Source organism: Nostoc sp. (assembly GCF_036918245.1).
Classification (GTDB): Bacteria; Cyanobacteriota; Cyanobacteriia; order Cyanobacteriales; family Nostocaceae; genus Nostoc.
This window is the reverse complement of sequence record NZ_JBALEF010000058.1, coordinates 30515-42552: the sequence shown is the minus strand read 5'-3', so window position 1 is coordinate 42552 and position 12038 is coordinate 30515. Positions and strand designations below refer to the sequence as shown.

At 41.2% G+C, this 12038-nt stretch carries 8 protein-coding genes and 1 pseudogene; 4 read left to right on the top strand and 5 right to left on the bottom strand.

Annotated elements, in window-relative coordinates; genetic code table 11:
- Positions 1 to 348: 348 nt before the first annotated feature.
- Complete coding sequence (gene mnmG / locus V7L12_RS16740) at positions 349 to 2271, bottom strand: tRNA uridine-5-carboxymethylaminomethyl(34) synthesis enzyme MnmG (RefSeq protein WP_335085855.1); 1923 nt, start codon at positions 2269 to 2271, stop codon at positions 349 to 351.
- Between the two features lie 384 nt (positions 2272 to 2655).
- Between mnmG and V7L12_RS16735 the strand changes: the two genes are divergently transcribed.
- On the top strand, positions 2656 to 3528 hold the full coding sequence (locus V7L12_RS16735; protein WP_335085814.1) for a D-alanyl-D-alanine carboxypeptidase family protein: 873 nt from the start codon (positions 2656 to 2658) through the stop codon (positions 3526 to 3528).
- A 365-nt stretch (positions 3529 to 3893) separates the two neighbouring features.
- Here the strand turns inward: V7L12_RS16735 and V7L12_RS16730 are convergent, their stop codons facing one another.
- Together V7L12_RS16730 and V7L12_RS16725 are read right to left on the bottom strand one after the other, a co-directional pair.
- On the bottom strand, positions 3894 to 4859 hold the full coding sequence (locus V7L12_RS16730) for a water stress protein WSP1 (protein ID WP_335085811.1): 966 nt from the start codon (positions 4857 to 4859) through the stop codon (positions 3894 to 3896).
- Positions 4860 to 5963: 1104 nt separating this feature from the next.
- Complete coding sequence (locus V7L12_RS16725; protein WP_104906199.1) at positions 5964 to 6326, bottom strand: hypothetical protein; 363 nt, start codon at positions 6324 to 6326, stop codon at positions 5964 to 5966.
- A 325-nt stretch (positions 6327 to 6651) separates the two neighbouring features.
- Here V7L12_RS16725 and V7L12_RS16720 point away from each other — a divergent pair.
- Positions 6652 to 7637, top strand: a pseudogene (locus tag V7L12_RS16720) (DMT family transporter).
- A 188-nt stretch (positions 7638 to 7825) separates the two neighbouring features.
- A complete protein-coding gene (locus tag V7L12_RS16715) occupies positions 7826 to 8578 on the top strand; it encodes a DUF2996 domain-containing protein (protein ID WP_335085809.1) in 753 nt (250 codons plus the stop codon).
- A 52-nt stretch (positions 8579 to 8630) separates the two neighbouring features.
- On the opposite strand, the gene V7L12_RS16710 is transcribed toward V7L12_RS16715, so the two are convergent.
- Entirely contained in the window at positions 8631 to 9128 is a 498-nt protein-coding gene (locus V7L12_RS16710; protein WP_335085807.1) for a TM2 domain-containing protein, read from the bottom strand.
- 699 nt (positions 9129 to 9827) lie between these two features.
- On the opposite strand from V7L12_RS16710, the gene acsF reads away from it, so the two are divergent.
- Positions 9828 to 10904, top strand: coding sequence for a magnesium-protoporphyrin IX monomethyl ester (oxidative) cyclase (gene acsF / locus V7L12_RS16705; RefSeq protein WP_335085804.1), 1077 nt, complete (start codon positions 9828 to 9830; stop codon positions 10902 to 10904).
- Positions 10905 to 11208: 304 nt separating this feature from the next.
- Here acsF and V7L12_RS16700 read toward each other — a convergent pair whose 3' ends face one another.
- Positions 11209 to 11979, bottom strand: a complete 771-nt coding sequence (locus V7L12_RS16700) for an SDR family oxidoreductase (RefSeq protein ID WP_335085802.1) — start codon at positions 11977 to 11979, stop codon at positions 11209 to 11211.
- Positions 11980 to 12038: the final 59 nt, after the last annotated feature.

Below are 12038 nucleotides of genomic sequence, written 5' to 3'. Positions count from 1 at the left end.
TTCTTGCTGAAAGAAAGAAGTATAAAGAAAAACTTCGCACTTGGGTGATTACCCGGTTGAAAAAGAGAAATTGTATTGAGACGTGTCGAGCGAGATACAAAGCGTGGAGCCGCTCCGCATTTGGTCTTGCTCCAATCCTATGCAGTTACGCGTGGGTTACTCCTGCCTCCAGCCTCCTGAATAATGAAACATCCAATCCCTCATCTTAATTGAGATAAGTTGATTGAGTGTTGGTATTAAACTCAACTTTCATCCGGGGATTGTTGATGATGCCACTACTAATCTTTATGTCATCTATCATACCAATCTCTCTCCCTACTACTATACTCAGTCTTTATCAAGCTTGTGTTAAGCTAACGCTGGAAACTCTGACTGGCTCTTGGTTCTACGCAATTCTAGATATAATAATAAGGCGTTAATATCCGCTGGGTTTACACCACCTATACGTGCAGCTTGACCAAGGGTAAGTGGTTTTACGTGAGTCAGCTTTTCCCGTGCCTCTTTAGAAAGAGTATCAATTGTTGTGTAGTCTAAATCCCCAGGTAACTGGCGGTGCGCTTGGCGGGCAATTTGGTCAATCTGATTTTGTTGCCTAGCGAGATAGCCAGAATACTTGATGTCAATTTCTGCGCCTTCTTTCTCGGCCCGGTTGAGATTGGTGTTTCCCAGTCCGAACCTGTCGAGGTCAACGTAATGCAATCCCGGACGCCGCAACAAATCGTTGAGGGTAATTGAACCTTTAATTGCTTGTTGGGTATTAGATGCGATCGCTATGCCAATTTCATCATGTTCTTTAATTCGTGTGGTTTGCAATCTTTGTTTTTCTGTGGTGATATTACCCTGTTTTTGGGTAAACATATCCCAGCGGCGATCGTCAATTAAACCAATTTCTCGTCCCAAGGGTGTCAGACGTTGGTCGGCATTGTCAGAACGCAATAGCAATCGGTACTCTGACCTACTGGTAAGCATCCGGTAAGGCTCTCGCAGGTCTTTTGTACACAGGTCATCAACTAGCGTCCCAATGTAACTTTGCTCGCGGGCAAACACAATCATTTCTTGAGAGCGAACAAATCGAGCTGCGTTAATTCCCGCCACCAGCCCTTGAGCAGCAGCTTCTTCATAACCTGTGGTGCCATTAATTTGCCCAGCACAAAACAGCCCCGCAATCTTTTTGGTCATTAGTGTGGGGTAACACTGAGTTGCTGGTAAATAGTCATATTCCACTGCATAAGCAGGACGCAGCATTACACATTTTTCCAAACCGGGGAGAGTCCGCAACATTTGCAGTTGCAAATTTTCTGGCAACCCTGTAGAAAACCCTTGAATATAAAGTTCGGGTATATCCCTTCCTTCCGGTTCAATAAAGATTTGGTGGCTTTCCTTATCAGCAAAGCGGACAATCTTATCTTCAATACTGGGACAATAGCGTGGCCCTTTGGCTTCCACCCAACCGCCATAAACTGGTGACAGGTGTAAATTTTCCTGAATTAAGCGATGGGTTTCGGCGGTTGTACGGGTGATGTAGCAAGGCATCTGTTCTCGTTCTACCCACACATCCGGGTCAAAGCTAAACCAGCGCACATCTTCATCTCCTGGCTGGATGAGCATTTTACTATAATCTACCGATCGCTTATCTACCCGTGCTGGAGTTCCAGTTTTGAGCCTTCCGGTTTCAAATCCCAGGCGATTTAGGGTTTGTGTCAATCCCTCAGCTGCAAATTCTCCAGCACGTCCGGCTGGCATTGATTTGTTACCAACCCAAATTTTGCCTCCCAGGAAGGTGCCAGTTGTCAAGATGACTGCTTTACATTGGAACCCCACACCAAAATAAGTTTCAACGCCGATGACTTCACCGTTAGCACCCAGCACCAAATCTGTTGCCATACTTTCGCGGATTGTCAAGTTTTCTTGGTTCTCAACAATATTTTTCATCACCCCTGCATATTCGCGCTTATCAGTCTGGGCGCGTAATGCCCAAACAGCAGGCCCCCGTGAAGAGTTGAGGATACGTTTTTGCAGGTAGGTGCGGTCTGCTACTTTACCAATTTCCCCGCCGAGTGCATCTACCTCATGAGTCAACTGAGATTTGGCTGGGCCACCTACTGCTGGGTTACAAGGTTGCCAAGCGATTTTATCCAAGTTGAGCGTCAATAGCAGGGTACGACAACCGAGGCGTGCAGAGGCGAGAGCTGCTTCGCAACCGGAGTGACCTGCACCGACGACTATGACATCAAAAGCGTCTTGGAATTCAACGGAATTGTGCATGGTCATACTTACAGGATCGGCAAGCTTAGAGTTCTTTTCAATTTTAACTGTTCCAGTGATTTCATGGATGTAACTTTCTGATAAAAAAGTTATCAAACTTACTAGTACTCAATTAAAGGCAAGGTTCCATTTTTTAACTTTAGTAGTAATTGAAAAATATCATCTTTTTAAAATTTGTGACAACATTCCGGGTTGTTGATCGCAGCTATTGTTCATATCGTTAGCCAACCCAAATTAATTTATAACTGGTATGTATTAGATATTTTCTCTAACTTGGATAACAACTATAGTTCAACACCGATAAATTATCTGTAATTTTAAGTCATAAATAATAGATATTTTTCAGAATATTCTTAATTTTATTTTTGAATTATTAAGCAATTATTTAAAATGAAACTCACCCTCAAAAATCAAAAAAATATTACTAGGTTTATTAGAAAGACAAGTTTCATCAGTATAGTTATCTTAATGATTTTTGTATTAGTAGCTAGTAATGAGATTACCCCCCACAAAGTTGCTAGAACTGCCCAACCATTAAATGGATGCTTGAGTAATGATTCATTACTTTGTATAGATACCTCTAAAAATACAACATCAGAACCATTTATTCCCGATCCCAAATTAAATCCTCAACAGCGTTTTTTATCTGCGATCGCTAGAAAATTACCCACAATTCCGCAGCCTGGTACTTATGAATATACTTTGTTGCGAAGCTATGGTGCAGTATTCGTAAATCCAGATATTGAGATTAAATTGCCGCCAAAAGATATCTTTGCTAATGAACAAGAAACCCAAAAGTTTCAAGCTACTTTAAGAATGGGTCATGTTGATGGTACTAACGACTGTTACTTACAAAAACCTGCAGCTGATGCTTTAAATAAAGCACGAACTCAGCAACATATTCCGTTAAAATCCGGTTATGGCTCTGGTGATTGTACTCGTACTTTCAACACTAATTTAAAATTTTGGAATAAATATGCTAATAATCAAGTTTTAGCAAAAGTTCAACAAGGTAAAGAAACAAAAATTCTCGGTTTAGTTGCACCTCCCGGAACTTCACAACATCTCTGGGGATTAGCAATTGATTTACACGTAGGCAGTAAAGAACAGAGAAAAGCTCTTAATCAAAATGGTTGGTTTCAAACTGTAGAAAACGATGTTCCACATTGGACTTATGTAGGTTTATCTGAAGAGAATTTACCTCTGTTTGGTTTTAAAAAAAAAGTCGTCCAAAGCATTACTTATTGGATTACGCCACTTTAATTATTAATATCATTTAACACACAATTAGACGTGCTTACCCTGAGTATAGGACTCACATTTTATTTTTGAAAAGTCTACTCAAGTCAGGAAACCCACCCATGCGCCAGGCTCTCCTAATATATACTTAGATTTTTACTTATATTTTTTTACGTAATCAAATCGGATTGCTATATAACCCCCTGCACTTATACATAAGCATCAATTTTTTATAAGTAATTGAATAAATTTCAAAATAAAAATCCAGTTAGTCTTGACAAAAAGTACAGGTAGTTTGGCAAATAAAACTTTTTTATCTTTAGCTCCGTTCTTCAACTCTTGCAAAAGTACTTTTTACAAGAGTTGAAGAAAGAGTATCCTAACGACTGTTATTCATTAACAATCGTAAAGCCTTCATAATCAACGACTCCACTTACAGCATTTGGTAAATTAACGTTACCAAGTAAGGTGGCGGTTGCAAAGCCAGCGCCATTAATACCTGTGGCACTACCTAAACCTAGACCTGATGCAGCAAGTTCATCTTGGTAGCCTGTGATCTCATAGACAGCGCCAGTTTCCAGCCAACCTAACAATCTTTGAGAACCGAAGTTAGTAAATGCCAATCCAGAATCTGCGTTGACATTCAAAGCTTGCCCTGAAGGAGTTCTCAGAGTAATCGGTGCAGATAGCTCACCAGTGAGCAAATCGACTTTGTAAAGCTGGTTCCCATCTCCATCATTAGTCCTGAAATCGCTAGCAAGAGCGCGAGTGTTACCAGGATTGAGATTGTCGATAGCTAATCCATCGGCAAATTTTCCAGGATTGGTAGGTTGAGTTCCTTGTCTTTGTGCAGCAGTAGTAGGTCCGCCAAAGCTGTCTACAAGGCTAAGAGTTCCAGGGGTAGCTGTAGTAATTTTATAAAGAGAGCTTCCTACTGGCCCATTTGCGGGATTCGGATTCCCTGAAATGTTGTATAGAGCACTACTATTAAAGTCAGCACCCGACTCAAATCCAAAACGACGTAGGTCAGATGGTGTACGGGTTGGTGAGGTCGTGGCTGGAGCAAAAGGCTGATCTACATTATTAACGACAGTAACAGTTGGATCAATTGGTGTTGTAGAACCAGTAACGCGTGCTTCGTTAACCGCACCTACCCTTCCGGTACGAGGGTTAGTTCCCAAACCTTCTAGATCTGCGGTAGTAGCAGTAGCTGGAAGATTGACTGTACCTACTCTTGTAGGAGTAATAGAACCTCCAGGTCCAGAAGGGATCAAAAAGCGGTAAACGTCAAGTTGCTTGCCATTACTAGCGTTGCCGTCACGATCCTCTCCAATGGTATAGCCGTAAAGAGCCATGAGAATTTTCTCCTTATTCAAACTGTAAAACTTTTGAGAACACTCCAAATATGCAAATTGCTATCTGATTAAAAGCTTGTACGACACAAACAAAACTAACCTTCCCAGGTTGAGATTTAAGATTAGTCTGCGTTATCTTACTTTGCTTATATAGCAGAGAAATTTGCAAAACTAAAATACTACTAAACTTTTGACTGTAAACAAGCTAAGACAACTTAACTCAAGATTGTTGTAATTACTATTTGCTCAATTCCTGAAAGTAGGATATGTGATAACTTGATGTTGGGAGTAGAAATCTCAAAACTACATCAAGTTACACTTTCAGGCATTTTTTGGAAACGTATTATTTCCAAACTGGATTACAATGAGCCGAGAGTTAAGCGTCTTTAATTTGCCCATTAAAAGTCAAAACTTCAGGTTGTAAATTGTATTTGGAGTTATCTTAACAAGACTATATTTGACTAATATTAAGGTTTAATAACATCTTGGTTAAGGTTTAGTCGTTGCTGAGTGTTTTCACTCGCTGATATACTTCTTCCATTGTTTCAACAAAAAAAGCACATCGGGGCAAAGTAATATAGAAGTAAGCTTTCTCCTTGTGAAACCGCTACCGATTACCTCTGAGGTTGCATAGAGCAATTTACTCAATCCTTTTGTCTTGCCAAGTCTGATTTTGTAGACTTTCACAAAGAAACAGAATTTTACTAGATAAAATACCACAGTTAATTAATACATTTGGCAAAGGTATTAGTACAGGCAGAAGTTGACTGATTTAATAGCTATTAAACAATTTATCTTCGCAGGCGATCGCTTTTAGCCTGTTCACTTCAAAATACCTTGGACAAAAATAATTAAATAAGACTTCAAGAACAAAATTAAAAATAAAGTTTTATCTTTTTACCTTTTCCCTTAAACCTGATTCTGCCAGAAAATTAATGGCTTTTTGTGGAAGACTAAATCAGACTTTTGGTAGGGCGTAAACGCATAGTGTAAAGCCGGAGACGTTTCCGTTGCTCCGGGCTTGTCATCATATATTGTAACCTAGATGCAATCAAATTGCTCCTCTAGTTCCAGCAAAATATTAATTAGAAAGTGGATTTATTATTACTTCACTTCGCTGGGTTCAAATTTAGTTACCTTACCTTTTTTAATGGCAACAATCACATCATAATGCGAACAGTAAGCGAATGTGACATCATTAGCTTTGTTATAAAGGTTAACTACATGACCTGCACCACCTACCTGGATACCGATTGGTTCCAAGTCACCAAAGAAGAAACGACGTAGTTGATCGCCACTACCAATTTGACCCTTACTCTTAGTAAGCAAGTCTAATTTTTGTGCTACAGACATTTCTTCGGCTGCTGATGCCTGCACTAATGAGGGATTGATCGCCTTTAATGGTACGTCCCAAACTGTGAAAAAACCAACCAAGGCTACACTTGTAAGTAAGGGTGCAAGTTTCATTTGTTACTTCTCTTCTGTGTTTTATCCTGAACATCCCAAGCATCTCAGGTGGCAGTGAGAGCTTATTGAAACTAAGCCACTATTTTCATGAATTTATCCTTTGAGAAAATTTAGTTAATTCTCAGCATTTTCTCAGCTAATCATGGCTGCTCAAAGTCACAGGATAATTTAAGTATTTTCTCAACAAAACCTCATTTTGAAGTGCGTGAGGGTAACTTAATATGATGAGCAATGCTTTCATTGCAGTGATGTTATTGTGACTAGATCCAAAAGACCACATCGCCAAATCCATAGAATTTCAGGACAAACATATCTTTGGCTAGCAATGCTAATTTTTGGAGCATCTAGCGCCGTTACCCGGAAACTAACAGAAATTGGTGCTCAACATTTTATTGACAATCGCAATCCAATTTCTTTGTGTAATGTTTTATTCGTGGGAAACCTTTGCGCCTTGATACTTCTGATCCTTATCTATGGGCGGCAGTGGAACAAAGCTACTTTGAAGCAACTCTCAAGGAAAGATTGGGTCAGTCTAACGGCAGTAGCTATTTTATTAGGAGCATTAGCCCCTGGCTTAATTTTCCAGGCACTGGCACTCACAGGGGTGAACAATGTCATCTTGGTGGGACGCTTGGAACCGCCTCTAACTTTGGCTTTATCAGTCTGGTTATTGAGAGAACGGGTAAATATTTGGGAATTTCTTGGTGCGATCGCAGCTTTTGTTGGCGTTATCCTAACTATTATCCTTCAGCCTCCAACAGAAACCATGATGAACATGCGAGGTTTTGGTTTAGGCATAGGGGACTTTTGGCCGCAGCCGCATCTGTGGCCATAGCCGCTTCTACAATTATTAGCAAAAAACACCTTTTGCAGATTCCTTTGGGAATCTATAACATTTTTCGGACTGCACTGGGTACTGTAATCTTTTTCTTTATTGCTTTAGTCCTCTATGGCAGGAATCATTTTGCTGATGTTTTCTCACCATTCTTGTGGCAGTGGATGTTTCTCTATGGCGGGTTGATTGTGGTGCTAGGCCAGTCTTTTTGGATTAAAGGCTTGAAAACTTCTACTGCTTCTATGGCTTCTTTGGTTAGCTCATTTGGCCCAATTGTGGGAATTATAGCAGCCTATTTAATTTTGGGTGAAGCTCCTACCCGACCTCAATATATTGGCGGTAGCTTGATTTTAGTAGGCATATTCTTGAGCCAAGTTGGCTTTAGGCGTCAGACTTCTAGCATTGCATCTGACAAAGTGAGTTCTACTCCAGCACAGCAACAGGTAGAAACTGGTATGGGATTCAAAGGGATTTGAAAGAGGCAGACGGTAAAAAAGCTTATATCCTAAGCTTTTGTGTTATTTCTAACTGTACGAGCGTCCGCTGGAGCGTTATTACGAATTAGGAATTCCGCCTTGCAGTACTAGTATGTCAAAATAAAAATACCCGATACATCAAGGTGAGCGATCGCTCCCAAAGCTAGATTAAAGGATTGACCTGAGCAATGGCAGACCCAACCAATCACAATCAAGCGGGAGAAGTAGCTCCCAGCACTGTTGACAAGCAAGCTCCCAGTGTGGCTGAAGAACACGCTCCTAGTACAGACTCACCCGAAGCCACAGATATTCCTACTGCCAACGCGCCAGATCCCAAAGCCGCAAATCCCGAAGATAATCCCAATGCTGCTAAACCAGCTGCTGTACCACCCAAGCGAGAAAAACCCGCCGCCGCAGCTAAAGCCGCAAAAGGAGAAAAACCCGCAGCTGATGCAACGGAAGAAAAACCCGCCGCAGCTAAAGCCGCAAAAGCAGAAAAACCCGCAGCTGACGCAACAGAAGAAAAACCCGCCGCAGCTAAAGCCGCTAAAAAGGAAAAAGCTCCAGCTGTTGAAGATAAGCCATTTGTAGAGTTCATTGAGCAAGACTACTTGCCAGCTTTACAAAAAGCGATCGCTCAAAAAGGCGTACAAGATTTACAGGTGTCTTTTGCCAAGCAGAAGATGCCAATTACTGGCTTTGAATCCGCCGAAGAATGCTGGCAAATTATTGGCAGTTGGTCAGAAATTGGTAAGCGTCAGTTTAACCTGTATTTCCCCGATGAAGATATTCAAGGAAAAAAGGGATTTTCTTGTAATGAAGGCAAAAAACCCAGCACTCTTGAGTCATTCCTAATCGATGAACGCAAAATTACCCTTGATTTATTGGTATATGGCTTAGTTCAGCGCTTGGACGGTCAAAAGTGGTTAGGTAGAAATTAGTCATTGGTCATTGGTCATTAGTTTTTAACAAATGACAAAGGACAAATAACAATTAAAGTTCGTGGAAATGGTAGGTAACGGCTCCAGTATTGGGGTCGTTATCAATTTTTACATAACCTGATTTGTACATCTCTTTGAGAGTAGCTTCCACTTCAGCAAAGCTGGCTCCCGTGAACTTCACCCCTTGAGTCACAGTTAAAATACCATCCTTGCTTTCCGCCGCTTCAATCAGTTTCACCATGAGTTGGTTGCCTGTTGGTCGGTGGATTTGAGAAGCAACCACTGCTTGATTCAACGGCACACCAAAGGGAGATACACCCGCTTTTAATCTCAGGTTGTGTTGGTATTCGTCAACTATGTTGGGGATAAAGAACAAATCCACAAACTGCCCTATACCAAACACACCACCAGTCAACAGCCAAAACAAACCAGTTACGATCCTGCCATTGTAGAAACGGTGCAATCCTCCCACCCCCATAAATCCGACTGCACACAAGATATAAGAGACAAGAAGTCGGTCTTTTTGCTGCTGATTGTTTTCAAGATTCATCTTGTTTTCAACCTTTTGGATTTACTCTTGTTGTTTAAGATGGGTTTTTTGGACTGTTTTTTATACCAAGTGCTAATAGCTAGACTTACATCTTGCATCAGTTGCTTTCTAGCAATTTTCGTAATAGACACTACTGTTCTGATTTGAAGTTGTGGGCATTGTCTAATCTCCAGTTATTTATAAAAGTATAAAATAGTACTAGGATAATTAAAATTTTTGAGTAATTATGCTATTCACCGATTGTTAATTTTAAATTGTCTAACGTATTAATAGAACCCCATGACTTTATTGTAGTAACAACCACAGAAAATTACTGAGATACTAGTGCTTTGAGAATCAAGAGGTGAGTGCTATTCCACTTGAACGAGATAATGCCGCTTGCTGAAGTATATTTATTTGACTACCAATCCGCGATTTTTGATTCCGCAAATATTGAATGATTGTTGCAACTCTTAATGTTTTGCTTACAAATTTCTCACCCGCACCTTGGTAGACTGAACTTTATACAATTGGATTATTGTGGGCTGTTACGGTTTGCCAGAGCATTTCTGGTGAGGCAGTCCGGTCTTCTCCCAAAGGGAGAGGCTAGCGCCAACGGGGTTTCCCCATGAGGAACTGCCGTTACTGTGGCGGTAGAGACGTAGGAGCGTCACCCGAAAGGTCTACTTAAGATAATAAAGACGAAAGAGAAATCAAGACATGGTAGATTCCCTCAAAAAACCAGGCTTTGAAGAAATCCGGCCAGGGATTAAAGTCCCGGCAAAAGAAACCCTGTTAACACCTCGGTTTTATACTACCGATTTTGATGAAATGGCAGGGATGGATATCTCCGTCAACGAAGATGAGTTAAGAGCCATTCTCGAAGAGTTCCGCACTGACTACAACCGCCACCACTTTGTTCGGGATGCCGAGTTTGAACAATCCTGGGATCATATTGACGGGGAAACTCGCCGATTATTCGTTGAATTTCTAGAACGTTCCTGTACGGCAGAGTTTTCCGGCTTTTTGCTGTATAAAGAACTTGGTCGTCGCTTGAAAGGAAAAAGCCCTGTTTTGGCAGAGTGTTTTAACCTGATGTCACGGGATGAAGCGCGTCACGCTGGCTTTTTGAACAAAGCTTTGTCGGACTTTAATATGTCCCTAGATTTAGGGTTTTTGACTAAGAGTCGCAGTTATACCTTCTTTAAACCGAAATTCATCTTCTACGCTACTTATCTTTCTGAGAAGATCGGTTATTGGCGCTACATCACCATTTATCGCCATTTAGAAGCACATCCCGAAGACCGGGTTTATCCAATCTTCCGGTTCTTTGAGAACTGGTGTCAGGATGAAAACCGTCACGGCGATTTCTTTGATGCAATCATGAAATCCCAGCCGCAAATATTGAATGATTGGAAAGCAAAGCTATGGAGTCGGTTCTTCCTGTTGTCGGTGTTTGCGACTATGTATCTCAATGACATCCAACGCAAGGACTTTTATGCCACCCTTGGATTGGATGCGCGAGAATACGACATCCATGTAATTAAGAAGACTAACGAAAACGCAGGTCGGGTATTCCCATTGATGCTGGATGTAGAGAATCCAGAGTTTTATCAACGGTTGGATACTTGTATAAGCAATAACGAGAAGTTGGGTGCGATCGCTAACTCTAACACTCCCAAATTCCTGCAATTCTTCCAGAAACTGCCGCTTTACATCTCCAATGGCTGGCACTTATTGCGGCTGTACCTGATGAAGCCAATTGATACTGTTTCTGCTCAAGGGGCAGTTCGTTAAGTTATAACAGGTTTGCGAAAGCTTTAGTGGTTCTGCTGATTGCAGAGCCACTTTTTTTGTCAACATACCATAAGGGGTACTACTCGTCAATAGGTCTAGGCAGTTGGGTTATATATGTAGTTTGACTGTAGACAAACATATGACAGATCAATCAAACGGAATTAGAATCATCAGACAAAAACCAACTCTAGTTTCAACCTTTGAACTGCTAGTAAAAGCAATTACATCGGTTCAACAGGCTGATCTATTACTGGAGTAATTGAGCGAGTCATTAACTCTACTTCTTGACTTGATAAACGACTACTCACGTGGCTATATAACCGCCATCTACAACCAGAGACTGACCAGTTATATATGAAGCAGCTTCTGAACATAAGAAAAGTACAGTCGAAGCTATTTCTTCAGGTTTGCCCATTCGTCCCATTGGAACCATTGTTGTCAACTGTTGACTTGTGGTTTCAGCATCACCCATTTTCTCTGCCATCCGGACAAGCAAATCTGTATTAATAATGCCAGGATTAACAGTATTAATGCGGATACCCAATTTAGCATAATCAAGGGCTGCTGACTTTGTTAACCCCATAACAGCGTGCTTGCTTGCATGATATGGTCCAATGCCGGGGAAGGCTATAAGTCCACCCATCGAAGAATTGTTGACAATCACGCCTCCTCCAGTCCGAAGCATTTGGACAATTTCATACTTCATGCACAGGAATAATCCGCGTACATTGATTGCTATAAGTTGATCGAACTGTTCAAGCGATTGTTCGTGGAGAGGAGCGTTCCCACCATCAATACCAGCATTGTTGAATGCAAAATCTAGGCGCCCGTAGGTTTCTACCGTCTTGCTCACAAGTGCTTCCACCTCAGAGACTTGGGCGACATCTGTTTTAACAAACAAGGCTTCACTCCCAGCTTGTTTAATTATATTCACGGTTTCTTCACCTTCGGAGTCTCGACGAGCCGCAACGACGACTTTTGCACCTGCTTTGCCAAAAGCGATCGCCGTCGCCTTACCAATTCCCGAACTCCCACCCGTAACAATTGCGACTTTGCCATCAAATTCACCTGTCATCAATTTACCTCTGTAATATTATCTAGACGCTTTTATTGTAAACGTTCACAGGATTTACT

Excerpts from the sequence above, each read along its gene's own strand:
- mnmG (WP_335085855.1), bottom strand. The coding sequence starts at position 2,271 with ATGACCATGCACAATTCCGTTGAATTCCAAGACGCTTTTGATGTCATA.
- V7L12_RS16735 (WP_335085814.1), top strand. The coding sequence starts at position 2,656 with ATGAAACTCACCCTCAAAAATCAAAAAAATATTACTAGGTTTATTAGA.
- V7L12_RS16730 (WP_335085811.1), bottom strand. The coding sequence starts at position 4,859 with ATGGCTCTTTACGGCTATACCATTGGAGAGGATCGTGACGGCAACGCT.
- V7L12_RS16725 (WP_104906199.1), bottom strand. The coding sequence starts at position 6,326 with ATGAAACTTGCACCCTTACTTACAAGTGTAGCCTTGGTTGGTTTTTTC.
- V7L12_RS16715 (WP_335085809.1), top strand. The coding sequence starts at position 7,826 with ATGGCAGACCCAACCAATCACAATCAAGCGGGAGAAGTAGCTCCCAGC.
- V7L12_RS16710 (WP_335085807.1), bottom strand. The coding sequence starts at position 9,128 with ATGAATCTTGAAAACAATCAGCAGCAAAAAGACCGACTTCTTGTCTCT.
- acsF (WP_335085804.1), top strand. The coding sequence starts at position 9,828 with ATGGTAGATTCCCTCAAAAAACCAGGCTTTGAAGAAATCCGGCCAGGG.
- V7L12_RS16700 (WP_335085802.1), bottom strand. The coding sequence starts at position 11,979 with ATGACAGGTGAATTTGATGGCAAAGTCGCAATTGTTACGGGTGGGAGT.